At 41.6% G+C, this 26,796-nt stretch carries 24 protein-coding genes; 11 read left to right on the forward strand and 13 right to left on the reverse strand.

Annotation, left to right across the window (positions count from 1 at the left end):
- Positions 1 to 134 precede the first annotated feature (134 nt).
- Positions 135 to 1,364: a DEAD/DEAH box helicase gene (locus tag RDV63_RS00555; RefSeq protein ID WP_313907594.1), complete on the reverse strand. Its 1,230-nt coding sequence runs from the start codon at positions 1,362 to 1,364 to the stop codon at positions 135 to 137.
- 209 nt (positions 1,365 to 1,573) lie between these two features.
- On the opposite strand from RDV63_RS00555, the gene RDV63_RS00560 reads away from it, so the two are divergent.
- The 5 genes from RDV63_RS00560 (at position 1,574) to argA (ending at position 6,678) form a co-directional block, all read left to right on the forward strand.
- Positions 1,574 to 2,884, forward strand: coding sequence for a hypothetical protein (locus RDV63_RS00560; RefSeq protein WP_313907595.1), 1,311 nt, complete (start codon positions 1,574 to 1,576; stop codon positions 2,882 to 2,884).
- Between the two features lie 102 nt (positions 2,885 to 2,986).
- Positions 2,987 to 3,400 (forward strand): DUF350 domain-containing protein, encoded by a 414-nt coding sequence (locus tag RDV63_RS00565; RefSeq protein WP_313907596.1) that lies wholly within the window; start codon positions 2,987 to 2,989, stop codon positions 3,398 to 3,400.
- Between the two features lie 9 nt (positions 3,401 to 3,409).
- Positions 3,410 to 4,048 (forward strand): DUF1190 domain-containing protein, encoded by a 639-nt coding sequence (locus RDV63_RS00570; protein WP_313907597.1) that lies wholly within the window; start codon positions 3,410 to 3,412, stop codon positions 4,046 to 4,048.
- 3 nt (positions 4,049 to 4,051) lie between these two features.
- On the forward strand, positions 4,052 to 5,200 hold the full coding sequence (locus RDV63_RS00575; RefSeq protein ID WP_313907598.1) for a glutathionylspermidine synthase family protein: 1,149 nt from the start codon (positions 4,052 to 4,054) through the stop codon (positions 5,198 to 5,200).
- A 158-nt stretch (positions 5,201 to 5,358) separates the two neighbouring features.
- The gene (gene argA / locus RDV63_RS00580) at positions 5,359 to 6,678 is read left to right on the forward strand and encodes an amino-acid N-acetyltransferase (RefSeq protein WP_313907599.1); all 1,320 of its coding nucleotides are present in this window, start codon (positions 5,359 to 5,361) and stop codon (positions 6,676 to 6,678) included.
- Positions 6,679 to 6,710: 32 nt separating this feature from the next.
- Here argA and RDV63_RS00585 read toward each other — a convergent pair whose 3' ends face one another.
- The 3 genes from RDV63_RS00585 to RDV63_RS00595 form a co-directional block, all read right to left on the reverse strand.
- A complete protein-coding gene (locus tag RDV63_RS00585; protein WP_313907600.1) occupies positions 6,711 to 7,787 on the reverse strand; it encodes a glycerol-3-phosphate dehydrogenase/oxidase in 1,077 nt (358 codons plus the stop codon).
- Positions 7,778 to 8,902, reverse strand: coding sequence for a glutamate 5-kinase (proB, locus tag RDV63_RS00590; RefSeq protein WP_313907601.1), 1,125 nt, complete (start codon positions 8,900 to 8,902; stop codon positions 7,778 to 7,780). The genes RDV63_RS00585 and proB overlap by 10 nt, the downstream gene beginning before the upstream one ends.
- Before the next feature lie 62 nt (positions 8,903 to 8,964).
- On the reverse strand, positions 8,965 to 9,483 hold the full coding sequence (locus tag RDV63_RS00595) for a DUF4124 domain-containing protein (protein WP_313907602.1): 519 nt from the start codon (positions 9,481 to 9,483) through the stop codon (positions 8,965 to 8,967).
- Between the two features lie 210 nt (positions 9,484 to 9,693).
- Between RDV63_RS00595 and RDV63_RS00600 the strand changes: the two genes are divergently transcribed.
- Entirely contained in the window at positions 9,694 to 10,347 is a 654-nt protein-coding gene (locus RDV63_RS00600; protein WP_313907603.1) for an OmpA family protein, read from the forward strand.
- A 73-nt stretch (positions 10,348 to 10,420) separates the two neighbouring features.
- Here the strand turns inward: RDV63_RS00600 and RDV63_RS00605 are convergent, their stop codons facing one another.
- From RDV63_RS00605 to speE, 3 genes are all read right to left on the reverse strand, one after another.
- A complete protein-coding gene (locus tag RDV63_RS00605) occupies positions 10,421 to 12,991 on the reverse strand; it encodes a TonB-dependent receptor (RefSeq protein ID WP_313907604.1) in 2,571 nt (856 codons plus the stop codon).
- A gap of 193 nt (positions 12,992 to 13,184) precedes the next feature.
- Positions 13,185 to 13,634 carry a DUF4124 domain-containing protein gene (locus RDV63_RS00610; protein ID WP_313907605.1) on the reverse strand — a complete coding sequence of 150 codons (450 nt, stop codon included), beginning with the start codon at positions 13,632 to 13,634 and terminating at the stop codon, positions 13,185 to 13,187.
- A gap of 107 nt (positions 13,635 to 13,741) precedes the next feature.
- Complete coding sequence (speE, locus tag RDV63_RS00615) at positions 13,742 to 14,599, reverse strand: polyamine aminopropyltransferase (RefSeq protein ID WP_313907606.1); 858 nt, start codon at positions 14,597 to 14,599, stop codon at positions 13,742 to 13,744.
- Between the two features lie 137 nt (positions 14,600 to 14,736).
- Here speE and speA point away from each other — a divergent pair, with 137 nt between their 5' ends.
- Both speA and RDV63_RS00625 read left to right on the forward strand, forming a co-directional pair.
- Positions 14,737 to 16,623: a biosynthetic arginine decarboxylase gene (gene speA / locus RDV63_RS00620; protein ID WP_313907607.1), complete on the forward strand. Its 1,887-nt coding sequence runs from the start codon at positions 14,737 to 14,739 to the stop codon at positions 16,621 to 16,623.
- Between the two features lie 157 nt (positions 16,624 to 16,780).
- Complete coding sequence (locus RDV63_RS00625) at positions 16,781 to 17,680, forward strand: acyltransferase (RefSeq protein ID WP_313907608.1); 900 nt, start codon at positions 16,781 to 16,783, stop codon at positions 17,678 to 17,680.
- A gap of 23 nt (positions 17,681 to 17,703) precedes the next feature.
- Here the strand turns inward: RDV63_RS00625 and RDV63_RS00630 are convergent, their stop codons facing one another.
- Positions 17,704 to 18,888, reverse strand: a complete 1,185-nt coding sequence (locus RDV63_RS00630) for an SAM-dependent methyltransferase (protein ID WP_313907609.1) — start codon at positions 18,886 to 18,888, stop codon at positions 17,704 to 17,706.
- Between the two features lie 125 nt (positions 18,889 to 19,013).
- Here RDV63_RS00630 and RDV63_RS00635 point away from each other — a divergent pair, with 125 nt between their 5' ends.
- Positions 19,014 to 19,400, forward strand: coding sequence for a response regulator (locus tag RDV63_RS00635; RefSeq protein ID WP_313907610.1), 387 nt, complete (start codon positions 19,014 to 19,016; stop codon positions 19,398 to 19,400).
- Between the two features lie 50 nt (positions 19,401 to 19,450).
- On the opposite strand, the gene RDV63_RS00640 is transcribed toward RDV63_RS00635, so the two are convergent.
- Positions 19,451 to 20,296, reverse strand: coding sequence for a tetratricopeptide repeat protein (locus RDV63_RS00640; protein WP_313907611.1), 846 nt, complete (start codon positions 20,294 to 20,296; stop codon positions 19,451 to 19,453).
- 214 nt (positions 20,297 to 20,510) lie between these two features.
- On the opposite strand from RDV63_RS00640, the gene RDV63_RS00645 reads away from it, so the two are divergent.
- Together RDV63_RS00645 and RDV63_RS00650 are read left to right on the forward strand one after the other, a co-directional pair.
- Positions 20,511 to 20,780, forward strand: a complete 270-nt coding sequence (locus RDV63_RS00645) for a hypothetical protein (RefSeq protein ID WP_313907612.1) — start codon at positions 20,511 to 20,513, stop codon at positions 20,778 to 20,780.
- Positions 20,780 to 21,028 (forward strand): GNAT family N-acetyltransferase, encoded by a 249-nt coding sequence (locus RDV63_RS00650; protein ID WP_313907613.1) that lies wholly within the window; start codon positions 20,780 to 20,782, stop codon positions 21,026 to 21,028. Before RDV63_RS00645 ends, RDV63_RS00650 begins: the two co-directional genes overlap by 1 nt.
- 45 nt (positions 21,029 to 21,073) lie before the next feature.
- Here the strand turns inward: RDV63_RS00650 and ilvA are convergent, their stop codons facing one another.
- From ilvA to ilvG, 4 genes are all read right to left on the reverse strand, one after another.
- On the reverse strand, positions 21,074 to 22,594 hold the full coding sequence (gene ilvA / locus RDV63_RS00655) for a threonine ammonia-lyase, biosynthetic (RefSeq protein WP_313910370.1): 1,521 nt from the start codon (positions 22,592 to 22,594) through the stop codon (positions 21,074 to 21,076).
- A gap of 110 nt (positions 22,595 to 22,704) precedes the next feature.
- A complete protein-coding gene (gene ilvD / locus RDV63_RS00660) occupies positions 22,705 to 24,570 on the reverse strand; it encodes a dihydroxy-acid dehydratase (RefSeq protein WP_313907614.1) in 1,866 nt (621 codons plus the stop codon).
- 42 nt (positions 24,571 to 24,612) lie between these two features.
- Positions 24,613 to 24,867 carry an acetolactate synthase 2 small subunit gene (gene ilvM, locus RDV63_RS00665; protein WP_313907615.1) on the reverse strand — a complete coding sequence of 85 codons (255 nt, stop codon included), beginning with the start codon at positions 24,865 to 24,867 and terminating at the stop codon, positions 24,613 to 24,615.
- Positions 24,867 to 26,519 carry an acetolactate synthase 2 catalytic subunit gene (ilvG, locus tag RDV63_RS00670; protein ID WP_313907616.1) on the reverse strand — a complete coding sequence of 551 codons (1,653 nt, stop codon included), beginning with the start codon at positions 26,517 to 26,519 and terminating at the stop codon, positions 24,867 to 24,869. Before ilvG ends, ilvM begins: the two co-directional genes overlap by 1 nt.
- Positions 26,520 to 26,796 lie beyond the last annotated feature (277 nt).

The following is a 26,796-nucleotide window of genomic DNA, read 5'->3' on the forward strand; positions in this document are numbered from 1 at the left end:
CACACAAAGCATGCAACATGCTAAAGCAAATAAGAAATATTAATATAGCACTATAGAAACAAAGTTGCCGCCACTATTTTAGCAGCAACTGAAAGCTAAGCCATTATATGTACTTAGTTTATTTTAATTTCACATTAATTTACCGACGTAGAACGCTGTTGCGCTGGCATTTTTCTCTTAGGCTTTTTCGGCTTATAAGGCTTAGTGTTTAGAGGCAAACTGGGCAGCTCATTAACAGGAATGTAACCTTCTACTGTAACCCGTGGCAAAGTTTGCTTAATTAAACGCTCTATTGCGGTTAACTCTTTAATTTCATCAAGACAGACTAATGATATAGCATGACCTGCAGCGCCCGCCCTTCCGGTGCGACCAATACGATGCACATAATCCTCAGCCACATTAGGCAACTCAAAGTTTACCACTTGAGGTAGTTGATCAATATCTAAACCTCTAGCCGCAATGTCGGTTGCAACTAAGGCTTTTATCCGGCCATTTTTAAAGTCGGCTAAGGCTTTTGTTCGAGCATTTTGGCTTTTATTACCATGAATAGCCGCAGCATTTATCCCAGCAGATCCTAAATGAGTCGTGAGTTTATTGGCTTGATGTTTAGTTCGAGTAAAAATAAGTACCTGTTGCCAATTGTTGTCTTGAACTAATTTTGTTAACAGAGCTGCTTTACGGCCTTTATCTACCGGATAAATACTTTGTTCCACTCGCTCTGCTGTACTATTGGCCGGGCTTACCGATACTTCTAAAGGATTAGCTACTAAACCTTTGGCTAACTTACGTATATCGTCTGAAAACGTGGCAGAGAAAAGTAAGTTTTGGCGTTTTTTAGGTAACAGAGCGATAATTTTTTTAATATCATTAATAAAGCCCATATCTAACATGCGGTCGGCTTCATCTAGCACTAAAACTTCTAACTGACTAAAGCGTACAGCATTTTGCTGATATAAATCTAATAACCGCCCAGGGGTGGCCACTAAAATATCAACGCCACGGCGCAGCGCCATCATTTGTGGATTTATTTTTACACCACCAAATACCACTGTGCTTTTTAGTGGTAAATATTTACTATAATCGACAACACTTTGCGCAACTTGCGCGGCTAATTCACGTGTCGGGGTTAAAATTAAAGCCCTTGCTTGATTAGGCTGTACTTTGGCACCATCACTAAGTAGCTGTAATAAGGGTAAAGTAAAGCCTGCGGTTTTTCCGGTGCCAGTTTGAGCAGCAGCCATTAAATCCCGACCAGCTAATATGCCTGGTATTGCTTGTTCTTGAATAGGCGAAGGCGCACTATAGCCTTTATCTGCTATAGCTTTTAGTAACCCAGGGGCTAAGTTTAAATCTGTAAATTGCATGCGAAATCCCGCAGTTATGCTGCGTGATACATCTGCCGCAGCTGCAGTTACCACCAAAATGGAGGGGCGCGAAGTTTACAGCAAAAGCAGTGGCAATGCGAGCTTAAGCACTAAGTAACACTTTGTGCTTAACTATTATAGTCGCTTTATTATTGCAGCTGATTACACTAAAGCCTGCATACTATAAATTTTAACCTTGGGATCTGCATTTGAAATCAAAAAACTCTGATTCATACAAAACAGTTTTTATGCGCCACTTAGAGCGTATTATGGCAGCGCTCTATACTGATGATAATAGTTTAGTCGCCCAAACAGAGCAGTTTTATCAAAGCACAAGCGATGCAGTGCCTATTAACTTATTTCCAGATTTACTATTTACAGCTGAGCGGATTTTAAATTTAACTGAAGGCAGCATTCAGCAAGAAACACTAACCCGATCTGCTAAAGTCCTAGGCTCTTTGCAACTCACAGTACCTGACTCTACAAGGCGCTGGCGTGAAGTTCAGTTTAGCTTCAAACCCATTTACCGTGCTGTACTTGCCTTACGTTTATTAGATCATACCTTAGAACATAAGCAATTAACTGACCCTAAATTACAAGCCCATTTTGCTGCTAGACAGCCAGGTAATGCAGATTGCCAATACCGACTCTATGTGCAAACTCCCTTAGTTATTGCCATTTTATTGCTTGACTCTGGTTTACATGATCCTAAAACCTTAGCTATTCTCTATGGCAATAAAATTCAACAATTAGATCCGCTGCGAGCCATGTCTGGTCAAGAAAGAGTAGATTTTAATACCACCAATCAAAATGCAAGATCGCTGTTAACGCAAAAAGGCTTGCGTCCTAGCGCTTATCGCGGCAATTGTAAACTAGAGCAGCAGCAACATCAGAAAATGCAACAAACACAATTACAGCTAGTGCAAGCCATAATACAGCTGGTTGAAAATGCACAGAGCATTTTAGGTAATATTGCTAAAATTCCACAAATATACAGTTCTGTTGTTTTACCTGGTCGAAATCGATTTCGTTATGAATCCTTACCAAAAGTAGTACTAATTTTAAAACAAGCAGCAAAGCGACTTCAGGTTGATGCGAAATTAGTTGATCAACTATTACGTATTACCGGTATTTTTCCTCAAGGCTATGGCATTGCATTTTTACCAAAGCAGTTAGATCTGAGCACCCAAGAGAAGTATGAGTTAGCTATTGTTAACCAATTATACCCCCCCTCGCCAGAACAACCTTTGTGTCGTGTTGTAACGCGCAATTTGCAATATCGCCGTGGCGGCCAAAATTGCCAAATCAGCGTAGACTATAACCTCTACTTTAAGCCGGCTCGCGATAAGTTAACCATTATGCCAGAACAGCGATTACGTGAAATCTTAAGTAAACTAAGCGCAGACTGGCACCCTGGTGAACTCCGCCGTTTAGTACCTCGTTATTGGCAACCGTCGGAATTCTTTAGTCATTCTGATCAGCAAAATCTCTGGAACCAAGCGCCTAAAGTAATTAACTAGCAGGTAAATTAACTGGCTATAGTCATTTAATAATAAATCACTTGAATTCAGTAACATTATTGCGCAGGATCAAGCCCTCATTAGCTTAACTAGATAAATATTATGCTTGATACAGCCCTTAATTCATTGCATGGCCTACCGGCCTTTGCTACTTATTTTGCCCTAGCTTTACTACTATTGATGATTTTTGTTCGTTGTTACACTTGGCTAACGCCACATGACGAATTTGGCTTAATTAGGGCGAACAAGCCTGCTGCCGCTATCGCCTTTGCTGGTGCCTTTATTGGCTTTGCTTGGCCGCTATCTAGCGCAATAACCAACTCATTATCATTATTAGACTGTGCGATCTGGGGGGCCGTGGCATTATTGGTCCAGCTTATTGCCTTTTTTATCAGCTCTTTGCTGTTAAAGCAGCTACCTAAACGCATCAGTGATGGCGAAGTAGCAGCAGGAATATTTTCAGCCGGCTGCTCTATTGCAATAGGTATGCTTAACGCCGCTAGTATGAGCTACTAAGGAAACATTATGTCACGCGAATTTAAACGTAGTAAAACAGCACGCCTTATTATGATGGTACCGGCTGCAGGTTTAATGTTAACGGGCTGCGGTGAAGAGCCGGTTGAAGTGCAAGTTTATAATACCCCTGATGAGTGCGCCGCTTATTATAACCCTCCAGCACAATGCCAAGCCGCTTTCGCTGAAGCTAAAGCACTGCATCCTAAAGTTGCTCCGCGGTATAGCAATAAAAGGGAATGCGAAACCGACTTTGGTGCCGGCCAGTGCGAAGCGGCTCCGGTTATTGCAAATGTAGAAAATAATGCAACTCAATCTGAGCCTCAAGCGCAAAGCCAGCAAAGTAGTGGCTTTTTTATGCCAATGATGATGGGCTTTATGGCTGGGCAAATGCTAAATCGCGGTGGCTTAGCTGGTCAAGCGCCACAAACTGCAAGCAAAAATGCCAGCCCTGTTGCTTCACAGCCTTTATATAAGTCTCGTGATGACAGGCAAACCTTCCGTACGGCAAGTAACACGCCTGTTGCCAGCCAACCTGGACCAGCCCGAGTAAAACCTTCAGCCGTTAAACCTAAACCTGCGGTTAAAGCTCGTCGTGGCGGCTTTGGTGCTCAGGCAGCTAGACGCACTAGTTCAAGCTTTGGTGGCTAAACCATGAAGCGAATTAATTGTAGTCCGCGTCCGGGCTGGCAGCAGTTTGCCCAAAGTGTTGGCTTTAACTTTCATACCTTTGATGGCGAGCCTTATTGGGATGAAACGGCGTATTATCAGTTTAGATTACAACAAATTGAACAGGATTTAGAGCAGCCCACCGAAGACTTACATCAGATGGCATTAGCTGTGGTTGACGATGTAGTGCAAAGCGAGCAATTACTACAGCAATTAGCTATTCCTGAAGCCTATTGGCAAGCTGTGCGCGATAGTTGGCACAGTGCCCAGCCGCATTTATATGGCCGAATGGACTTTAGTTATGATGGTACAGGCCCAGCTAAACTGCTGGAATTAAACTACGATACGCCAACCTCTTTATTTGAAACGGGCTTTTTTCAATGGGTTTGGCTGGAAGATCAGTTAATGCGCGGCGAGATCCCGCAACATGCCGATCAGTTTAATTCGCTGCAAGACAAGCTGCAGCAAGCTTTTGCTGAACTTGCCTTACCACAGCCTTTCTATTTTAGCAGCGTGGCCGACAGCATAGAAGACAAAGGCACCGTTGATTATTTAATGGATATCGCATTACAAAGCGGGCTGGATGCGCGCTATATCGCAATAGAGCAACTCGGTGAGGCCGATGGCCAACTGGTCGATTTAGATGGCTATGCTATAGAAGGGCTATTTAAACTCTACCCTTGGGAGTTTATGCTACAAGAAGACTTTGCCAGTACTATTATTAGCAGTAAAACCCAATGGTTAGAACCACTTTGGAAATCTATTATTTCAAACAAAGGTATTTTGCCTTTGCTGTGGCAGAAGTTTCCTAATCATCCTAACTTATTGCCCGCCATGTTTGAACAAGGCCAAGCTTTAAAGCCCGGCTGGGTTAAAAAGCCATTATTTTCTCGCGAAGGCGCTAATATTGAGCTAATTACTCCGCAAGGCAAAACGGTTAAAGAAACAGGGCCTTACGACGACAGCGGGTATATTCTGCAAGCTTTACAGCCCTTACCGAAATTTGTCGATAGCTACAGCCTTATTGGTAGTTGGGTCGTTGGTGATAGCGCCGCAGGTATTTGTATTCGCGAAGACAACAGCTTAATTACGAAAGATAGTTCACGGTTTTTACCTCATATAATTCTTGATTAACAACGAAACAATAGAATTAATATGCAATAAAACTAGATGTATACCCAAACACTATTTAAAATGCCAACTTGAAAATAAAACGATTGGCATTTTTATTTTTTTACTGCCATCTTTAACCTATCTCATGCTTTGTCTTACTATCAAGGAAATACATACTCGTGCGCACTACTGAACTTGTATCTGGATTTCGCCAATCGGCACCTTACGTTAATGCTCACCGTGGTAAAACCTTTGTTGTTATGATGGGTGGTGAAGCCATTAACCAAACTGGCTTTCGTGGCATTATTAATGATTTGGCTTTATTAAATAGCCTAGGTATTAAAATAGTATTGGTTTATGGAGCACGGCCACAAATTAACAGCGCCTTGCAAGACGCAGGATTAGCGCCAAGCTTTCATCAGCATATTCGCATTACCGATGACGAGTCATTTCGTTTAATTAAACAAGTAGCCGGTGAGCTGCAACTGGATATTACCGCTCGCTTATCTATGAGTTTAAGTAACACCCCTATGCAAGGCGCACAAATAAACGTGGTTAGCGGTAACTTTGTTATTGCCCAACCTTTAGGTGTAGATGAAGGCGTAGATTACTTTCATAGCGGCCGTGTTCGGCGTATTGACACTGCCGGCATTCGCCGCCAGTTAGACAACAACGGCATTGTCTTAATGGGACCTATTGCCGCTTCTGTTACCGGTGAAAGCTTTAATTTAACGGCTGAAGATATTGCCACCCAAGTCGCTATAAAGTTAAAAGCTGACAAAATGATTGGTTTTAGTGAAATGGGCGGCATTACCGATGATGAAGGCAGCATTATCGCCGAAATGATGCCTAATTATGCTGAACAATTAGTACAAAATATCCAGCCTACCTTAGCAGCTTGCCCTAGCACTTTAGCATTTTTGCACGCGGCTATTTTAGCCTGCAGAGGAGGCGTACCTCGCTGTCACTTAGTCAGTTTTGCCGATGATGGCGCCTTATTACAAGAGCTATTTTCTCGCGATGGTATCGGCACGCAAATTGTTACAGAATCAGCAGAAAAACTACGCCAAGCTACTATTGCCGACATTGGCGGTATTTTAGATTTAATTCGCCCTCTTGAGCAACAAGGTTTGTTAGTAAGACGCTCTCGTGAACAGTTAGAAATGGAAATTAGCCAATTTACCTTAATTGAGCGCGATGGTTTAGTCATTGGCTGCGCCGCTTTATATACCTTCCCTGAAGATAATGTCGCCGAGTTTGCTTGTTTAGCCGTACACCCTGACTATAGAGATGCTGACCGTGGTAGTTTACTGTTAAATAGTATTATTCAGCTAGCCCGCCAACAACGTTTCGACAAGCTTTTTGCCTTAACTACGCGCAGTATTCATTGGTTTTTAGAGCAGGGCTTTGAGCTTTTAACTGTAGATGATTTGCCAGCACAAAAAAAGCAGATGTACAATTATCAACGCCGTTCAAAAATTCTGGCTTTAACCTTATAAAGAGTGACAAACTGAAGCGATAGAATAACGAGTTACGACTTTATCTGCTGTATTTGCTGCAGCACCTGCTTAGCTAAAGCGCGTGCTGTAGTCCACTTCCCCCCAGACACTGTTAACAATTGGTCTTGCCAATTAAGCTGATACTCTCGACTGGCTCGGCTGGCATTATCACTGCCAGCTAATAGCGGCCTGACGCCTGCAAAGTCGGCTAAGACATCCTCAGGAGCCTTACTAGGAGCAAAATAGTGGTTATAGGTATTTAATAGGTAATCGCGCTCTTGCTCTGAACACGCTATAGGTTGTTCTAGTTTTTGCCGCACTTCAGTTGTACCGACCAAGGTATTTCCCTGATATGGTAAAACAAAAATTAACCGTGTTTCATTAGGTACTTCCAGCATATGGCCATAACGGCCCATTGCCGGCAACAATAAATGACTGCCGCGAACTAAGTCTAACTTTTGCTTAGGTTCAATATTGGACTGCTCTAATAAGTGCTGACTCCAAGGCCCTGCAACATTAATCACCCGATCAAATTGTTGCCAGCCCGCCGCCAGTAAAACTTTGCCATCTGTTGTCACTTGCTGCACTTCGGTATGAGCCTGAATAGCGACACCGGCTTTTTTACATTGCTCGGCCATCCATAAGCCTAATTTGTGATCATCCATTTGGCCGTCAAAAAATAAATAAGCGCCCCGTAAACCATCAGCTTTTAATTGCGGTGAACATCGCAAGCTTTGCTCCGCTGTTAACCAGCGATGCTGACCTATCCCCTTGCGGCCGGCAAACTTATCATATAACCATAGGCCAACTTTTACTTGCCAGCGCGGACGTTGGGTATGGCTATAAAAAGGGTATAGAATAGCTAAACGCCGAGTTAACTTAGGTGCTTTTTTTAGCCACCAACGGCGCTCTTGTAAGGCTTCATAAACTAGCCGGAATTCGGCTTGCTCTAAATAGCGTAAACCACCATGCAATAACTTAGACGAGGCACTGCTAGTTGCTTGCATTAATCCATCACGCTCAAACAAGGTAACCTGATGCCCTGCTAAAGCAAGCTGCCAAGCGCTACTTAAGCCATTAATGCCACCACCCACTACGGCTATTTGCATACTTGCTCCGTTATACCTAAAGCGATATCGTCACGATGTACAACAACCTCGCTAGGGCAAAAGCCTAAAATTTGGGCTATATCTTGACTATGTTGGCCTTTAATAAGCTGTAGTTCTATTGCACTATATTGGCTAATACCTTTTGCTAATGGCTCACCATTTTCATTGCATAACCAAACCGCATCACCTTTATCAAATTGGCCAACACTATTTAATACACCTTTGGCTAATAATGATGCCCCTTTTTGCAATAAGGCATTTACGGCACCTTGATCTAACAAAATACTACCGGCACTTTTAATGCTATGTAATAACCAGTGCTTTTTAGCACTAACCCGATCTTGTTGGCGTTGAAATAAAGTACCTGTGGCTTGACCTGCAAGTAAGCGATCAAAATTAACACCATGCTGACCATTAATAATTAAGGTGTCTACTCCCTGCCGAGTTGCTTTTTCAGCGGCCTGCAGTTTAGTCACCATACCACCAGTACCAATACTATGATGGCTAGCGCCAGCCATAGCATAGATATCTGCATTTATGCTGGCAACTAATGGGATAAAGGTAGCATTAGCATCTGTTTTAGGATTAGCACTATATAAGCCATCAATATCAGAGCAAATAATTAACGCATCGGCATCAACTAAAATAGCGACCATAGCCGCTAAATTATCATTGTCTCCAACTTTTAATTCAGCCGTTGCCACAGAGTCGTTTTCATTAATAATGGGCAGCACTTTATTAGTTAGCAAGGTGCGTAAAGTATTATCAATATTTAAATAACGACGGCGATTAGCAAAATCATCATGGGTCAACAATATTTGCGCGCAACGAAAATCAAACAAATGACTCCAAGTCGCCATCATTTCTGTCTGGCCAACTGCAGCCATAGCTTGCTTAATATTAATAGGTAAAGGGTGGTGGGCAAAGGCTATTGCATTTTTACCTGCTGCCACGCTACCAGAAGAGACTAAAACAACTTCAATCCCTATTGCACGGCACTCACTAATAAAGTGAGCAATACTTAATAGATAGCGGGTAGAGCAGCCGTTAGCAGTAGGCGCTATTAACGCACTGCCAACCTTAATCACTATACGACGCCAGCGCAAACTTAGCATACTAAACCTTATTTAAAATAGTTGTGATAGCAGCTTAAAGTTTAGCGATATAAGTGTCTAGATTAATTTGAGCTGGCTATAACAGTATCACAATCACCAGCAGCTAAATGGGTGAAACTACCATAAGCAGCGATAACTAATCGATCTTCTGTTAAAGTTTTTACGTGCCAATTAACAGCACCATTGCCATAGGCAACATGATTAATAACAAAGCTACCAGGCTGCTGGCGGATAGGGTATTTAAAAGTGTCTGAATGCTGGCCTTGCTCAATATGCTGCACCATTTCACGCTCTGTAAACAGCCATGTTTTACGCAAAGCGCTATCTCGCTGCAAAGTACTAGCAAGCTGTTGAGACGTACCCACTTCGCACCAACTCCCTGTGATTAGCTTATCTACTGTGTCAGACGTTTTTTGTTCAGCGAAACGTAAATCTAATAGTAACTCTTCCGCTTCACGGCAAGGTTCACCTTGAAATACAACTTTGCCCTCATCATCAGTACATTTATAGACTGATGCTTGTAAACTAGCTGATAAAAACATGCAGCTGAGCAAAAAAGTACAATGTAAAATTAATTTCATGCTTAAGTCCTGTATCCATACTACTAAAAGCCATTCCTATTAATGAGGCGGCTACATCATACGCAAAGCCACGCCAAAAGTGAATAAGTATTGAACGATAAGTACAAGTATTTAACATGAGCTTGCTATTAGTCACTGTAAAGTATTTATGAATTCAGCAGTAATTCATTTGCTCTTGCTAAGCTGTAATAGTATTAAAAAGGAGTACCTATGCGAATTTCAACCTTAGTAGTGACACTTATATCAGCAGGTTTATTAGTTTCTGGCTGTGCTAGTCAAAATGGCGCAGGCACAAGTTCTAATAATGCCGGTAAAGGTGCAGCAATAGGCGCTGTAGTCGGTGCTATTGCAGGCAAGTCTACTGCAAACCATAAAAATAAACGCTTAGTTATTGGTGCTGCTGTTGGCGCATTAGCGGGTGCTGCTGTTGGTAGCTATATGGATCAGCAAGAAAAAGCCTTACAAGAAGAGCTATCTGGTAGCGGAGTTAAAATTATCCGTGATGGTGATAAATTAAAGTTAGATATACCAGCTCAGTTAACTTTTGAATTAAATCGTTCAGATATTCGCGCTAATTTATTTCCAGTATTTAATGATATAGCAAAAGTATTACGCGATTATGACAAAACCATGTTGGTGATTGCAGGCCATACCGATGATACAGGGCCATACCAGTATAATATGAACTTATCACAAGCTAGAGCTAGTAGTGTTAAGCAGTATTTAGTTGCCCAAGGTGTGCAGGATATTAGAATTGAAACCCAAGGCTATGGTCCAAGTTACCCTGCTGTACCTAACAACTCAGATAGTAACAGAGCTGCAAATAGGCGGGTAGAAATTCATATTGAGCCTATTGTTGAATAACAGTTACTGTATCTGCTTTGAAACAAAATAGCGCCTTACGGCGCTATTTTGTTATCGGTTTCGCGCTTTTAAATTAAAAGCGATATGTCACTTTACCATAGATGTACTGACCACGAGGGTTGTGTACCTTTGATGCATAACCGTATAAGTCTGAATCGCCGTCACCAATAACAAATGGTGGATTCTCATCTAAGGCGTTATTCATACCTAACACTAGCTGCATATTATCACTGACATTATAGCGTCCTTGAATATCTAATAACATTTGTGCACTTACACTACGTGTTTTAGTGGACTCAACCTGACTTGGCGGCGCATAATCTTCAAACTGACCAATATAGCTTAAACTGCTGGTAATACCCCAATCGCCTAAATTCCAATCAGCCGATGCTAACCAACGATGCTTCGGGTAGTTATATTCACCCGCATAATCAATACCATTCTTTTTAAACTTGTTGATATAAGACCAATCTAAGCTAAAACGTACTTGCCCCATATCTTGCATCGTTAAGCGGTAAGATGTTGATAAGTCTAAACCTGTTGCTTCTTGTGAGCTGATATTGACATAAGTATTATACAAACGCGCTAAATGACCTAAGTTTTCACCAGGTTGCACTGGTAAACGGATACAAACTGTACTGTTTTGATTATTACACTCGGCATTATAAACGTTTTGATAATCATTTTTATCAATCTTATTATCTTGAGTAATACTCCAGATATCGGCAGTGATATCAAACTGTTCTGTTACCTGCCATACCGCACCTATATTAAAGGTTTCAGACTCTTCAGGTTGTAAGCCTTCGCCACCAACAAACACTATAGTGTAGTCGGTTGTTGCACAGCCTGGATTAGAGGCGTCAGGCGTTGGACAACGATAAGTGTCTGTAAAAAATAAAGACTCTTGTGAAGGGCCTAAGCCAATTTGGGCCAATGAAGGAGCACGGAACCCTTGGCCGTAAGAGGCCCTAAGTGTAAAGTTGTCTAGTGGACGCCATTGTATGGCCGCTTGAGGGTTAGTGGTTGAACCAAAGTCACTGTAGTGATCATAACGGCCGGCTAAAGTAAGCTCTAAAGTATCTGTTATTGGCACTAAAAATTCTAAGTAAGCTGCATATTGATCTCGAGCTGCTTGGGCGGAAACTGATTCAGTACCAAAAATTAAACTGCGTTGGAACTGATCATCTGGCTGGTCAAAAGCGTCTTCTTCTCTATATTCTATACCAGCAGCCATAGATACCATTTGTTCGCCTAAACTAAAGGCCTCGCCGGTGATACTAGCATTATAAGACGTTAGGTGTGACTCACCACGGCGAACTAAGCTGGTTGTTATAGCATCAATGACTTCTGGTGAGTTATATGTGCCACCAAAAGGATTATAATTACCTAAGTTAATCTGCTCCTGCAAAAAGTCGGTGCGGATCCACCCTTGACTCTTATCACCTGTCTGCATAGATTCGCTGCGTGCCTTTTGCGCCGAGATATCCCAATCCCAATTGTTGAATGTACCGCGTAAGCCCATCACCATGCGTAAGGTATCGGACTCAATACTCCACTGTCTAGCACCCGCATCAACCATACGATAACGATTAATTCCTACATCTACTCCAAATGGATTATTTGGATGGCTTGCAGGGACAGTTAAGCCTGCTTCAGCGTTAAGTGGTGTAGGCGCACCCATTGCTTTAGAACGGTTATGCTGCACAGCTAACTCGATATAGCCTTGTATGTCATTACTAAAGTCTTGGCTACCTTGTAACATAGCACCAAGCCGCTCAGCAGGTGAACTAGCAAAACCATAAGGACCATAATCGAATACACAAATTGGCCCTGATACCCGATCAGCAGGGCAGCTAGGGTCTACTGTAGCAACACCATTAACATAAAAACTACCTGGAAACCCCATAGATGAACGGTAATCTTCACCGCCGTAAGGTGCTTGATTAGCCGTACCATTACGGCCCATTTCAGCCCCAGTTATTGCAGTGTTTTTAAAGTAATCCATTATAAGGGTTACACTAGAATTTTCACCTTGGCCCCCCCAAACTAAACTTGCCGAGGTTTCATCATAAGATGGCCCTGTAGTACCACCATGGCTAACACTGATTTCAGTGCCTTCAAAATCTTTACGCATAATAATGTTAACAACACCTGCTACAGCGTCTGAGCCATACACAGCAGAAGCACCATCTTTTAATATTTCTACCCGTTCAATTGCTGCAACAGGAATGGAGTTAATATCTACGAATGAATTGGCCACATTTTCAGCAAAAGCGCTGACTGCAACACGCCGACCGTTAATTAGCACTAGGGTGGCGTCAGAGCCAAAACCACGTAAACTTATTGCTGCACCGCCATTAGCGGTAGAGTCTTGATTATTACCCCGGGTAGAAAATGTGCCAGTACCTGCAACCGGCGTACGCTCTAGTAATTGCTGTAAATTTGCAAAACCTGACTTAGCAATCTCATCACGACTAATAACATCTATTGGTGCCGCGCCCTCTAAATCATTACGTTTAATCCGTGAGCCGGTAACTTCAATACGCTCTACACTGGCTTCGTTTTCTTGTGCTATTGCAACACCACCACCTAACAGGCTGCTTACTGCTAATGCACAGAGTGAGTAATTTATAGATGTCTTCATCTGGTTCCCTTTCTTGATAATATTTATTTGCTTAAATATAGCACTAAAGTTGTAGCACAAATCAAGAAATTTAACACAAAAATATCCATTTTATTACTAGTGTTGCTTTTATGGCAATTTAAAGTAGCCGCACGTATATTTTTAGCCATAAAAAAGCCTCGCATATAGCGAGGCTTTTTATACAACTAACAACTTAATTCTGGGCGTATTGGCGCTCTAAGTTATCTGTCTTTGTTTTAATGCTAAATAAGCTTTTACGCTCACTGCTTATTTTTTCATCAAACTGCTTTTCTACATGAGCAATTTTTTTATTTAAGGCATTTAATTCTTCAGAGCGTGGAAAGCTGCGGCGTAATTTATATAGCTCAGACTTCAACTGATCAACTTCATTTTCTTTATCATGTTCAAGTTTGCTAATTTTAAATTCGAGATAGCGTGCTTTACGTTTCAACGAATTAACTTGCTGGGTATACTCACCTGGTGTACCAGATAAAGCAGTACCTACTGGACGCATGTCAACTTGTTCAGCATTGGTTGCGCAAGGAAACTGGCTAAATTCAACTACGCCATTTATTTCGCATTTATATACCGCTGCTTGAGCTGAAAATGCACCACATAATAATAATAATGCGAATCTCATCATTTACTTCTCCACTAATGAATAATAAATGTACGAAAAGTATTCACTATTAGCAAGCCCAATTAGCCTTTTATTTGATAATAATGGCTAAAAGTACTGAATCTGCCATTTTAGTCCCGATTAAGTGCTTTTTTCATAAAGTTTGGCCATGCCGATGCCGCTTTGTGTACTTCAACATTATAATATTCGGTATTAAAACTAGCTCGTTCAGCATCCGCTTCACGAAAGCCGGTAAACTCACCTTCTTTACGCGCTAAAGTACAAGTCCACCAACCAGACGGATAAACCATTTGCGGAAACAATAATGTTTGTAACGCAGAAAAGCCAACATCAGACATGGCATCACGCATATCTTTTAATAATGGCATATGAATTAATGGCGACTCACTTTGCTGCACTAAGATACCATTTGGTTTTAATGCCTTACGACAGCTGTCATAAAAAGCACGGTTAAATAAACCTTCACCTGGGCCAATTGGATCTGTTGAGTCAACAATAATTACATCAATTGATTCCGCTTCAGCTTCGCGCATATATTTAATGCCATCATCAAACTTTAAAGTTGCCCGCGGATCATCATTGGATGCGCAAAGTTCAGGGAAGTATTTTTCTGACATCCGCGTAACTTGTTCATCAATATCTATTTGCGTTACCTTTTCTACATCTGGATGCTTTAAAACTTCACGCAGTGTTCCACAATCGCCGCCGCCAATGATAACCACATTTTTTGGTTTATCATGAGTAAATAGTACTGGGTGGCTTAACATTTCATGATAAAGAAAATTATCACGGCTACTTAGCATGATGACATCATCAATTACCATTAAATTACCGAAATGTGTTGTTTCAAACATTTCTATATGTTGAAACGGTGACTTAACTTCATCTAATTTTTTTGTGATAGCTAAACCAAAGGCGCTGCCGCTGGCTGCGAATATTTCGGTGTACCATTTGTTATCGCCTGACATTAGTATTACCCTCAAAACCTATTTAGCTGTGTATTTTGCCTTGTGATGACGGCTAGGACAAATATTTTAGCAATTTATGCTGCAGCTTGTTGCTATTGGCTTTAAACTATACAGAATCAACTTTTAAAGGAACGATAATGTCTGACTGGGGTACTGAAAAAGCACGCTCGACTTATAATGTCGCGGTTTGGAGCGAAGGATACTTTGATGTCAATAAACAAGGTGACTTAGTTGCCTATCCTGATCAAGATCACAGTAAGCCTGGAATTAGTTTTCCTGAGCTAACTAATCGCTTTAAAGAAGAGGGACTAACTCTACCCGTGTTAGTTCGCTTTACTGATATATTACAACATCGTGTAGACACCTTAATTAAATCTTTTCAACGCGCTAAAGCAGAAAAAGAATACCAAGGCCAATACACAGCGGTGTACCCAATTAAGGTTAACCAACAGTTTTCTGTGGTTAAACGCTTAATTAGCCATGAAAGCGGTAAAGTTGGCTTAGAAGCAGGTAGTAAGCCTGAGCTTATGGCGATTTTAGGCGTAACTGAAACACCGCTCCAAATTGTTTGTAACGGTTATAAAGATAGTGAGTTTTTACGTTTAGCCACTATTGGCCATATGATGGGCCATACGGTTTATATAGTAATTGAAAAGCTATCTGAATTAAAAACACTGCTGCGTGAAATTGATAATCTAGGCACTGCGCCGCGCATTGGTATTCGTATTAAGCTTAATTCGGTTGGTAAGGGTAAATGGCAAAATACTGGCGGCGAAAAAGGCAAGTTTGGCTTAACTGCAACCCAAGTATTACAAGCCATTGAAATTTTGCGCGAAGCAGGAAAAATTGATTTACTGCAACTAGTGCATTTTCATATTGGTTCACAAATTGCCAATATTCGTGACATTCATAATGCTATTCGTGAATGTGCACGTCATTATGCTGAGTTACGCACCTTAGGCATCCCAATTGAAACCGTTGATGTCGGCGGTGGTTTAGGTGTCGATTATGAAGGTTCTAAATCACGCTCAGCCTGTTCAATGAACTACACTATGTACGAATATGCACGTAACGTGGTTAATGGCTTAAAAGAGGTTTGTGACGAATACGACTTACCGCATCCAAATATTATTACCGAATCTGGCCGTGCTATGACAGCACACCATGCGGTATTAGTAACAGATGCTATTGATATTGAACGCGCACCAGGTTTAATAAATTTGCCTGAACCTAGTGACGACTCACCTACGGTTATTTTAGGCTTGTGGGAGTCTTATCAAAATGTAACGCCTCGCTCTGCAATAGAAGCCTATCATGATGCGGTGCATTACTTTACCGATGCCCACTCACAATATGTGCATGGTTTATTAACCTTACAAGATTGGTCCTTATTAGAGCAGCTGTACTTTGCCACTATTAATAAAGTTAAAGCCAATTTAGATTTATCATCACGTTCGCACCGTGCTATTCATGACGAGTTAAATGAAAAACTAGCTGATAAGTTATTTGTTAACTTTTCATTATTTCAATCCATGCCAGATGCTTGGGGTATTGATCAAATATTCCCAGTAATGCCATTAGAGCGAATGAATGAATCGTTAGAAAGTCGCGCTATTATCCAAGATATTACTTGTGACTCAGACGGCCAGTTAAAAAGCTATGCCGACGGTAACGGTATTGAAAGCACCTTGCCATTGCCAGCTTATAAAGAAGATGAGCAATATTTACTCGGTATGTTTATGGTAGGCGCCTACCAAGAAATTTTAGGCGACTTACACAACTTATTTGGTGATACTGACTCAGTGCATGTTGAGCTAACAGATAATGGCGGTTATAAACTAACCAACATTATTAAAGGTGATACCGTTGCTGATGTGTTACGTTATGTCCAATTTGATGCCAACAAGCTAATTCGGTCTTATACCAAGCAGCTAGCTAAGCTTGATTTAGATAGCAGCAAAAAAGATCGGCTACTTGATGAGTTAAAATCAGGTGTTTATGGTTACACTTACTTTGAAGATTGACAGCTTTGAAGATTGAGAGTTTTGAAGATTAAGCTACAATAGGCACTCATCGGAGGTGTTAGCAGCAGCTTTTGCTGCTAACACAGACGCCGACTAATAATTTTTCAGCTATTTGTTTAAAAACAACTAGCATTGAAACCATATTTTAGGTGCCGTTATGTTCCATTTTTTGCCAAGCCCTATTACGGGAACCTTATCGTTAATTTTATATATTATTAATACCCTATTCTGGTTTGTTCCCGTTATTATTTTAGCCATTCTTAAACTCTTGCCCCTAGCCAGTTGGCAACGTTTAATTACTTACTTATTAGATGCTTGCGCTGTGGCTTGGATTAGCCTAAACAATGTTACAACACGGCTATTTACCCGTATTTCTTGGCAAGTTTCTGGCGTAGAAGGGTTAACTAAAAAAGACTGGTATCTAATTTTAGCCAATCATCAATCTTGGGCTGACATACTAGTACTACAAAAGATATTTAATCATAAGGTACCTTTTATTAAGTTTTTTTTAAAAAAAGAACTTATTTATGTGCCTTTTTTAGGCTTGTGCTGGTGGGCGCTGGATTTTCCCTTTATGAAACGCTACAGCAAACAATTTTTGCAAAAGAACCCGCACTTAAAAGGCAAGGATATTGAAACCACCCGTAAGGCTTGTGCCAAGTTTCGCTTTAAACCCGTTACTATAATGAACTTTGTTGAAGGTACCCGCTTTACGCCAGCTAAACATGATATGCAACAGTCACCTTTTAAAAACCTACTAAAGCCAAAAGCCGGAGGCGTTGCTTTTGTACTAGGCGCTATGGGACAGCAGATTCATAAGATTTTAGATGTCACTATTTTTTACCCTCAAGGCATTCCTAGCTTTTGGGACTATGTTTCAGGCAAAGTACGTGAAGTTACAGTAAAAGTAGAAATGAAACCTATTCACGCCGACTTACTAGGTGATTATGAAGATCCTGACTATCGTAAACAGTTTCAAGCCTGGATCAACGAACTTTGGCAGCAAAAAGATCAACAAATTACCGAGCTAAAAAAGGGTCAGAGTGATTTAGCGTGACAATAAAATCACTCTGACCCTTTTTAAGTTTTTATCGCAGTTAACAGCAAGTTGCGGGGGCTGAGGCGAAAGTCGCAGAACTCGTGGGCATTAACTTTATAGCCGTGCTGCTGTAAATACAGCATTTTATCTAATAATAACCAAAGTTCTAATGGCCGTCTAAATAAGTGCCGCACTAATTCAATGCGCTTAATTAATTGCTGGCGCTTGGCGGCCATATTAAGAAAATATGGCCAGTCAATATTTGTTGGCAAAGTCCATTGGTGTTGCTGCGCGGCCCAATTAGCAAAATTACTAAAGTCACCACTAAATAGCTGCTTAGATACCGATTTTAGTGTTCTATACTCAGTATCCTTAACATAATATTGGCGTAGTAATTCATAAGCTAAGCGCCAGTGTATTTCAGTGTGACGTAACCTTTCTACCCTAGCGCCTGCTGTTACCTGCCCCTGAACAATCAATTTTAATTGTTGCTGATCTAACTGCAAATTATGTTGCTGAGCTAAGGCTGACAAGGGCTGATATTCGGCATCATCTATAAGATGATAACAACAAGGCACCAGATGAATAGAGCTAGAGCCTGCTTGTATCGCCTGTTGCAACATACTGATATGCAGTTGACCACAAGCATGGAGTGCAACCAGATGCTGCTCTGGTTGCAGTATTGCCGGCAATGATGGCGCTAACACATCAGCTTGAATAAAGTGCTGTGGCAGCTCAAACTGCTGAGCTAATTCCTGCCCTTGCTGACATAAGTTTTGCTGCCATTCTAAGCTAATAACCGGCTGAGCAAAACGATAAGCAAGCATTCGACCAAGATGGCCTTTACCTGCACACCACTCAACTATGGGCAGAGATGAATTCGGCCAATGCTGACAAAATGCTTCAATTTGGCCTAATTTTCGGCCATTAACACCATTAGTTAACCAAAATGGTAATGCTGGTAATGTATTTGGCTGGTTAGTCGCTATTATATTTGGCAAATTAAACAGTTCAGGAAATACTAAGCTAAAATACTGCTGTTGTAGCTGGCTGCTTTGGTCAATTAAATCTAGATCTTGATCAGATAAATCTGTTAAAACCTGTTGTAAATTAGCATCCTGCCATGGCAACTCACTACAAGTAAAAGGCGTTAATCGCCAATAGGCTTGGTGATTTTGTAGCAATTGGCTAAGCTGCAAAAACTGCTGTTCTAAAGGTAACGTCATTATTTATACTATTAAGAAACTTAGAGAAATTAACACTTAGCAATGCCCTTCTTGACCGCAACAAGGTTATAATCAAACTATTGTTGACAATAATTATTACGATTATACCAGCGCTAGGAAAAGTAATGGCAGAATTAAAAAATATTATGCATGTTGAGGATGACCCTTCAATTCAACAAGTGGCCAAGATTGCTCTTGAAGCCGTTGGTGGCTTTAACGTTCATACCTGTAGCAGTGGCAAACAAGCCTTAGCAGATTATGCCACTGTATTACCACAACTTATTTTATTAGATGTCATGATGCCAGGCATGGACGGCCCAACAACATTGCTGCAATTACAACAGCAATTTGATTTAAGCCAAATTCCTATTGTTTTTATGACAGCAAAAGTGCAAAGCAATGAGATTGCTTCTTATAGAGCTTTAGGAGCTGTTGATGTGGTGGTTAAACCTTTTGATCCTATGACATTGTCGAGCCAGCTCCAACAGATCTGGCTCGACTTTCATCAGTAACGGCTTATAGACTAGCTTTGGTTATAGATAAGTATTGCTTTTAAGCAAGCTTAGTATAATAAACTATAGAGTTTACGGCGGTACGCCGTTGCCACGCTATCCCCTTTAGGTAATGCAGCTAAAATATCTAAGTATAGTTTTTTACTGGCGCCAAAATTTAAATCTTGCTGCAAAATACTCAGTAAAAGAGTTAATGCTTCTTCAGAACGCTGTACTGCTTGGTATTGCACGGCAAGTTGCTCTTTTAAGCTAAAATTATCAGGATCCGCAGCTAAATTAGCTTCTAAAGCTTTAATTTCCGGTGAGTCGGCAGCTTCTTTGGCTAACTCAATTTTAGCTTGGACCGATTTAAATAAAGAATCTTGATCAGCAAGCTTTATCTCAGCTAATAGCATTTCTGCTTGTGGTATCTGACCTAAACTCACAGCGGTATCGGCTAACCATAACTTAATGTCAACCCGCTCTGGCGCTAGCAGTAAAGCTTGCTTTAAAAATGGATAGGCTTCTTGGTAGTTTTGCTCTGCTAAATAAGCTTCAGCCTGCTGCAGTAAGCTATCTTCTGGCTTAGGTAAATAAGCACTTAACTTAGCTAAAATAGCCTCTTCAGTTTCTACACCGGCAAAACCATCAACCGGCTTACCCTCTTTAATCATCATAACCGTTGGTAGTGACTGGACACCAAACTGCATAGCTAAATCTTGTTGGCTATCGCAATCGACTTTAGCTAACACTAACTGTTGTGGGTATTGCTGAACAATTCGCTCTAATATTGGCGTTAATTGCTTACAACCTTCACTACGGGCTGACCAAAATTGAAATAATACTAACTTGTGCTGTGATGCATCTAGCACCTCGCGGGCGTTGTTCATGCTTACATCAATAATTGAAGGCGTCATAAAAGCTTATATCCTGTGAAATAAAATATGTATTACTGCTAGTACTATGTGGGTGCAAAGCCTAGTTTACAAGCTTATGCTTGTTGTCATTTATGCCGATATTAGCTAACTAGTTCCTTTCTAAAAAGATGCTTCACAAATTTCTTAATATCAATCTTGGCAATCAATACTAGATGTTTCATACTGTATTTAGAATATTTTTGCCGAGATAACCATGAGTGATGATGAACAGCTAGACCAAGCTATGCTATTTGAAGTGGTAGAAAATCAACTAGCTGATAAGTATCCTAAACAAGTTACCGCAACCCTAATGCGCTTATGTATGACAGGCAATAGCCGCGATGAAGCGATAGAACTTATTGCTTGCGCCTTAGCACCAGAAATGATTGATGTTATTGAGCATCAAAAAGACTTTAATTTAGAGCGTTATATTGCCCACTTAGAGCTATTGCCACAAACACCTTGGTTAGACGAGGAAGAATAATGAGCGCAGCAACAGTACAACACCAACCCGAGCAGCAACGTTTTGTGCTACAACTAGACGGCCATCAAGCTGTGCTCGATTATCAGTTACAGCAAAACGATATCAACTTTAACCACACTTTTGTACCGCCGGAATTTCGTGGTAAAGGCTTAGCCGAAAAGCTAGTAAAAGCCGGTCTCAGCTGGGCTGAACAGCAAGACTACACTATTCACGCCAGCTGTAGCTATGTGCAACGCTTTTTAAGCTAAATAAGCCACCTCACTTATGTTAGTGCAAGGTTTCCTGCTTTGAGCTTATTCTGCCGTTAAAAATGTTTGATAACTATGATTATGACTTACTAACTGATACTGGTAGCCTAAAGCCTGTAAGTACTGCTTAATTTCGTCATGGCTAGCCACTTCAAAACCGGCTAATACATCTCCGGTTGCGGCACCATGGTTACGATAATGAAATAAACTAATATTAAAATTATCACCTAAAGTATTTAAGAAGTTCATTAAAGCACTAGGGTACTCAGGAAAATGAAACTGATACACTTGCTCTTGCAGCTTTCTAGGTGGGATACCGCCAACCATATACCTAACATGCTGCTTTGCTAGCTCATCGTCCGATAAATCTTGATAATCATAACCGCCATCAGTCAAGAGTTGCTTAACCGTATCTAGCTCTGTTTGGCCATAGCGTAACTTAATGCCCACAAAGATATGGGCTTTATCATCATCGGCATAACGGTAATTAAACTCGGTAATAGCTCGGCCGCCTATAGTCTGGCAAAAACGTTTAAAGCTGCCTTTGCGTTCTGGAATTGCCACAGCAAAGACTGCCTCTTTTTTCTCACCTAGCTCACAACGTTCTGATACATAGCGTAAGGTATCAAAATTTAAATTAGCGCCACTTAACACAGCGGCTAATTGCTGCGGCTGTACCTGCTGCTCTGGTTGCAATTGCTGACAATACTTTTTTAAGCCAGCTAAAGCTAAAGCACCAGCAGGCTCTGCTACAGCTCGTAAGTCTTCAAAAATATCTTTAATAGCTGCACAAATCTCATCGCTAGTGACTGTTATAACTTGATCGCAAAAACGACGAGCTAAATTAAAGTTTTCAGTACCAATGCGCTTAACGGCCACACCATCAGCAAATAAGCCCACTCGCTCTAAAGTAACTGGCTGGCCAGCCGCTAGCGCCGCTTGTAAACAAGCAGCATCTTCGGGTTCAACGCCTATTACCCGCACATTAGGCTGAATCGCTTTAATATACACCGCCATACCAGCAAGCAAACCACCGCCGCCAACAGGAATAAATACGGTATCTAATTTGTTGTGTTGGCTTAGTAGCTCTTTAGCTACTGTACCTTGGCCGGCTATAACATCGGCATCATCAAAGGGTGGAATATAGATAGCGCCTTGAGTATTAGCTAGGTTAATGGCATAAGCATTGGCTTCATCAAAAGCTGTACCATGCAAAACTACATTGCCGCCAAGACCTTTAACAGCGGCAACTTTGATTTCGGGCGTAGTAATAGGCATAACAATAGTCGCTTTTAAGCCTAGCTTACTGGCAGATAGCGCTACACCTTGAGCATGATTACCTGCCGATGCACAAACTACGGCACTGCTTGTATTTTGTTGCTGTACTTTATGTAATTTATTAAAAGCACCACGCAATTTGAATGAGAATACTGGCTGTTTATCTTCTCGCTTTAATAGCACCTTATGGCCTAAGCGTTGACTTAGTTTTGCCATATCATCTAAAGGTGTTTCTACCGCAGCTTGGTATACTGGTGACAGCAAAATTTCACGTAAATACTGCTGCATTAGCTCAGCATCTGTTTTAAAACTAGTATTAGCGCCAGAAATTGATTCATGAACCTGTTGTTTTACCACTGCTAGATTTCTCATTGTTGCTCCACTGCTTGGTTAAATTACTAGCGACTATTAGTTAGTTGTTCTAGTTTAGCTAGATCGCGTACTGCACCTTTATCTGCGCTGCTAGCCAATAAGGCATACGCTTTTAAAGCATTACTGACAATACGTTGCCGGTTTTCTGGCTTCCAGGCTTGCTTGCCTTTGCTTTGCATGGCGGTACGTCGCTTAGCTAGAGCCTGATCGCTAATGGCAATAGCAATTTTACGCTGTGGAATATCAATTTCTATAACATCGCCTTCTTCTACTAAAGCAATGGCGCCACCGCTAGCAGCTTCTGGCGAAACATGGCCAATTGATAAGCCTGAGGTACCACCAGAAAAACGACCATCGGTAATTAAGGCGCAAACTTTACCTAAACCCATAGATTTTAAATAGCTGGTTGGGTACAGCATTTCTTGCATACCTGGCCCGCCTTTAGGGCCTTCATAACGAATAATTACCGCATCACCAGCAATTATTTTGCCCGCTAAAATTGCAGCAACAGCGTCATCTTGGCTTTCAAACACTCTAGCACGACCGGTAAAGACTAAATTTTCTGGCTCAACGCCAGCGGTTTTCACAATACAGCCTTGTGGCGCTATATTGCCAAATAGAACAGCTAGTCCACCATCTTGAGAGTAAGCATGGGCTTGACTGCGAATACAACCAGCAACACGATCATCGTCTAAGCTGGGGTAGCGACAGCTTTGCGAAAAAGCTTGGGTAGTACGAATGCCTGCAGGCCCTGCAAGATACATCTGTTTAGCGGCATCAGTTGCTGTTGAGGCAATATCCCACTCTGCCAATACGGCAGCTAAATTCTTACCTGATACATGCGGCGTATTCGCATTCAGTAAACCTGCTCGATTAAGCTCGGCTAAAATAGCCATTACGCCACCAGCACGATGCACATCCTCCATATGATATTTAGGTGTAGAAGGCGCTACTTTACATAAGTGCGGCACTATCCGAGATAACCGGTCAATATCGGCCATGGTAAAGTCAACTTCGGCTTCTATTGCCGCGGCCAATAAATGCAGCACCGTATTAGTTGAACCGCCCATGGCAATATCTAGCATCATGGCGTTTTCAAAAGCAGTTTTATTGGCAATATTACGCGGTAATGCACTGGCATCATCTTGTTGGTACCAGCGATTACACAACTCCATGATCCGATAGCCAGCTTGCACAAATAACTGTTTACGATCGGCATGAGTGGCTAATAAAGAGCCATTGCCTGGTTGTGCCAAACCTAAGGCTTCAATCAAGCAGTTCATAGAATTAGCCGTAAACATGCCCGAACAACTACCACAAGTTGGGCATGCACTTTTTTCTATAGCATCGCTATCTTGATCAGAAATAGCAGGATCGGCCGCTGATACCATGGCATCGACTAAGTCTAGCTTGATAATTTGATCTGACAGCTTGGTTTTGCCTGCTTCCATAGGGCCACCCGATATAAAAATAGCCGGCACATTTAAACGCAACGCTGCCATTAACATACCAGGGGTGATTTTATCGCAGTTAGAAATACAGACAATGGCATCGGCGCAATGGGCATTAACCATATATTCTACTGAGTCCGCAATTAGCTCGCGTGAGGGTAAGCTATACAACATACCACCATGGCCCATAGCAATACCGTCATCTACAGCAATAGTATTAAACTCTTTAGCTATACCGCCAGCTTCAGCAATACTGGCAGCAACCAACTTACCTAAATCGCGCAAATGGACATGGCCAGGTACAAATTCACAAAATGAGTTCACCACAGCAATAATAGGCTTACCAAAATCAGTATCTTTTACTCCTGTCGCGCGCCAGAGCGCCCGCGCTCCTGCCATATTGCGGCCTTCAGTAACAGTGGCGGATCGTAATTTTGGCATAGCAGTGACACTCCGTAATAGTTTTAAAAATAAGTTATAAAGTTATGCTTGTAGCATTGCTAAATTGGCAGAGGCCAAGTCTAACTGCTTAATATCATGCAGTTTATTTAACTGGCTAGTTAGAAGCTGAATAGGTTTATCGCTACTTACTGTTAAGGTTATTTCTAGCCCTGAGCTATTTGCTTGAGTGTTAAACTCTAAACCCAAAAGCTGGTAACCACGGTAACGGGTTACTTGCAATAAGCGTTCGATAACAGCAGGTGTATTGGTCGCGGTAATATTAAGTGTATGCAGCATTAGTTTGCCTCCATTAACATATCTTCATTGCCGGCCCCAGGCGGTACTAAAGGCCAAACGTTATCTTGCTCATCTATAGATACATGCAGTAAGTAAGCTCCTGGCCATGCAAACATGGCTTCTAAAGCATCTGCTACTTCTTCTTTACGGCTAATACGATGCCCTGGGATAGCAAAAGCTGCGGCTAATGCAACAAAATCAGGGTTATCGGATAAGTCAGTTTCACTGTAGCGCTCATTAAAAAATAACTGCTGCCATTGCTTTACCATGCCTAAACGCTGGTTATCGATAATGACAATTTTGACCGGTAAGCGAAAACGCTTAATAGTTGCCAATTCTTGAACATTCATCATAAAAGAGCCATCGCCAGATACCGTAATTACGGTGTCGCTGGGTCGGGCTAACTTGGCGCCAATAGCAGCAGGTAGGCCAAAGCCCATAGTGCCTAAGCCACCGCTAGATAAATGATTACGGGGATTATCAAAACGCATATGCTGCGCTACCCACATTTGATGTTGGCCAACATCACAGCTGATTACAGTATTATCCGGCATGCGCTCACTTAATTGCTTTAATAATAAAGGGGCATAAATACGCTCACCGGGATGGTCATAGCGCCAGCCATGTTGCTGTTTTAATGCTAAGCAATGCGTTAACCAGTCTTGACAGTTTGTTTGGCTGCTAATTGCTGGCAATATTTGCTTCATATCACCCAATAAAGCGACATCGGCAAACCGAACCTTATTAATTTCAGCCGGATCAATATCGACATGTATTACTTTAGCGCCAGCAGCAAACTTGTCTAAATTTCCAGTAACTCGATCATCAAAACGTGCACCTAAACAGATTAATAAATCACATTGTTGTACCGCTAAATTTGCCGCTTGGGTGCCATGCATACCCAGCATACCTAAATAATACGGGTCATCTTTAGCAACAGAACCCATGGCTTTTAGTGTTGTTACCGATGGCATAGCATTAGCATGTAAAAACTGCTGTAACTCTGGCATAGCATCGGCCATATGCAGGCCACCACCAATATACGCCATCGGCCGTTTAGCTTGACTAATTAACTCGCGTGCTTTGGCGGCATTGGCAAGAGATGTTGACGTAACACCTGGGCTTGTTGTTACTGCAGTAAGATCAACGGCACTGGCAGTTGCTAATTGAATATCTTTAGGAATGTCTACTAACACTGGGCCAGGACGACCGGAGCAAGCCACAGTAAAGGCTTGTTGCAAGGTGCTAGCTAGTTCATCAACATGGCGCACCATATAACTATGTTTAGTCACCGCTAAACTTAAACCTAATACATCTACCTCTTGAAAGGCATCAGAGCCCATGACGGCTTGCGATACTTGGCCGGTAATAGCAACAACAGGCACTGAGTCCAACAAAGCATCAGCCAAGGAGGTAATCAAGTTAGTGGCCCCGGGCCCTGATGTCGCCATGCAAACGCCAACTTTACCTGAAGACCGCGCATAGCCTACTGCTGAAAATGCTGCACCTTGTTCATGCCGACATAAATAATGCTTAACATCGCTTTGATACAGAGCGTCATAAATCGGCATAATAGCGCCGCCAGGATAACCAAAAATGGTATCCACACCATGTTGCTGCAGCACCTTTAATACCAACTCTGCACCTTTCATTGTCTTACCCTCTTCCTGTTATTAACATTATTTTTACCCTAAAACGAAAAAACCCCCGATTCTTACGAAGCGGGGGTTTTGGAAAAGCAAATTATGCTAGTTTATTTTTTCCAAATACGCGCCCCCGCGGCGACTAATAATCACCACGACGACGAGGACAATAATATTTAGAATGGTAGCTAAACGCATAAAATAACTCTTACTTTTCTAATATTTTAAAATTGAAATAATTTTTTATTTGGCAAAAGTCTACTGTACAGACCGAATTACTATTAGA

The sequence above is a fragment of the Rheinheimera sp. MMS21-TC3 genome, assembly GCF_032229285.1.
Taxonomy (GTDB): Bacteria; Pseudomonadota; Gammaproteobacteria; order Enterobacterales; family Alteromonadaceae; genus Alishewanella.

What these genes read in the sequence shown, in the direction of transcription:
- RDV63_RS00555 (WP_313907594.1), bottom strand. Translation starts at nt 1,364, where the DNA reads ATGCAATTTACAGATTTAAACTTAGCCCCTGGGTTACTAAAAGCTATA.
- RDV63_RS00565 (WP_313907596.1), top strand. Translation starts at nt 2,987, where the DNA reads ATGCTTGATACAGCCCTTAATTCATTGCATGGCCTACCGGCCTTTGCT.
- RDV63_RS00570 (WP_313907597.1), top strand. Translation starts at nt 3,410, where the DNA reads ATGTCACGCGAATTTAAACGTAGTAAAACAGCACGCCTTATTATGATG.
- RDV63_RS00575 (WP_313907598.1), top strand. Translation starts at nt 4,052, where the DNA reads ATGAAGCGAATTAATTGTAGTCCGCGTCCGGGCTGGCAGCAGTTTGCC.
- RDV63_RS00585 (WP_313907600.1), bottom strand. Translation starts at nt 7,787, where the DNA reads ATGCAAATAGCCGTAGTGGGTGGTGGCATTAATGGCTTAAGTAGCGCT.
- proB (WP_313907601.1), bottom strand. Translation starts at nt 8,902, where the DNA reads ATGCTAAGTTTGCGCTGGCGTCGTATAGTGATTAAGGTTGGCAGTGCG.
- RDV63_RS00595 (WP_313907602.1), bottom strand. Translation starts at nt 9,483, where the DNA reads ATGAAATTAATTTTACATTGTACTTTTTTGCTCAGCTGCATGTTTTTA.
- RDV63_RS00600 (WP_313907603.1), top strand. Translation starts at nt 9,694, where the DNA reads ATGCGAATTTCAACCTTAGTAGTGACACTTATATCAGCAGGTTTATTA.
- RDV63_RS00605 (WP_313907604.1), bottom strand. Translation starts at nt 12,991, where the DNA reads ATGAAGACATCTATAAATTACTCACTCTGTGCATTAGCAGTAAGCAGC.
- RDV63_RS00610 (WP_313907605.1), bottom strand. Translation starts at nt 13,634, where the DNA reads ATGATGAGATTCGCATTATTATTATTATGTGGTGCATTTTCAGCTCAA.
- speE (WP_313907606.1), bottom strand. Translation starts at nt 14,599, where the DNA reads ATGTCAGGCGATAACAAATGGTACACCGAAATATTCGCAGCCAGCGGC.
- speA (WP_313907607.1), top strand. Translation starts at nt 14,737, where the DNA reads ATGTCTGACTGGGGTACTGAAAAAGCACGCTCGACTTATAATGTCGCG.
- RDV63_RS00625 (WP_313907608.1), top strand. Translation starts at nt 16,781, where the DNA reads ATGTTCCATTTTTTGCCAAGCCCTATTACGGGAACCTTATCGTTAATT.
- RDV63_RS00630 (WP_313907609.1), bottom strand. Translation starts at nt 18,888, where the DNA reads ATGACGTTACCTTTAGAACAGCAGTTTTTGCAGCTTAGCCAATTGCTA.
- RDV63_RS00635 (WP_313907610.1), top strand. Translation starts at nt 19,014, where the DNA reads ATGGCAGAATTAAAAAATATTATGCATGTTGAGGATGACCCTTCAATT.
- RDV63_RS00640 (WP_313907611.1), bottom strand. Translation starts at nt 20,296, where the DNA reads ATGACGCCTTCAATTATTGATGTAAGCATGAACAACGCCCGCGAGGTG.
- RDV63_RS00645 (WP_313907612.1), top strand. Translation starts at nt 20,511, where the DNA reads ATGAGTGATGATGAACAGCTAGACCAAGCTATGCTATTTGAAGTGGTA.
- RDV63_RS00650 (WP_313907613.1), top strand. Translation starts at nt 20,780, where the DNA reads ATGAGCGCAGCAACAGTACAACACCAACCCGAGCAGCAACGTTTTGTG.
- ilvA (WP_313910370.1), bottom strand. Translation starts at nt 22,594, where the DNA reads ATGCAGCAGTATTTACGTGAAATTTTGCTGTCACCAGTATACCAAGCT.
- ilvD (WP_313907614.1), bottom strand. Translation starts at nt 24,570, where the DNA reads ATGCCAAAATTACGATCCGCCACTGTTACTGAAGGCCGCAATATGGCA.
- ilvM (WP_313907615.1), bottom strand. Translation starts at nt 24,867, where the DNA reads ATGCTGCATACACTTAATATTACCGCGACCAATACACCTGCTGTTATC.
- ilvG (WP_313907616.1), bottom strand. Translation starts at nt 26,519, where the DNA reads ATGAAAGGTGCAGAGTTGGTATTAAAGGTGCTGCAGCAACATGGTGTG.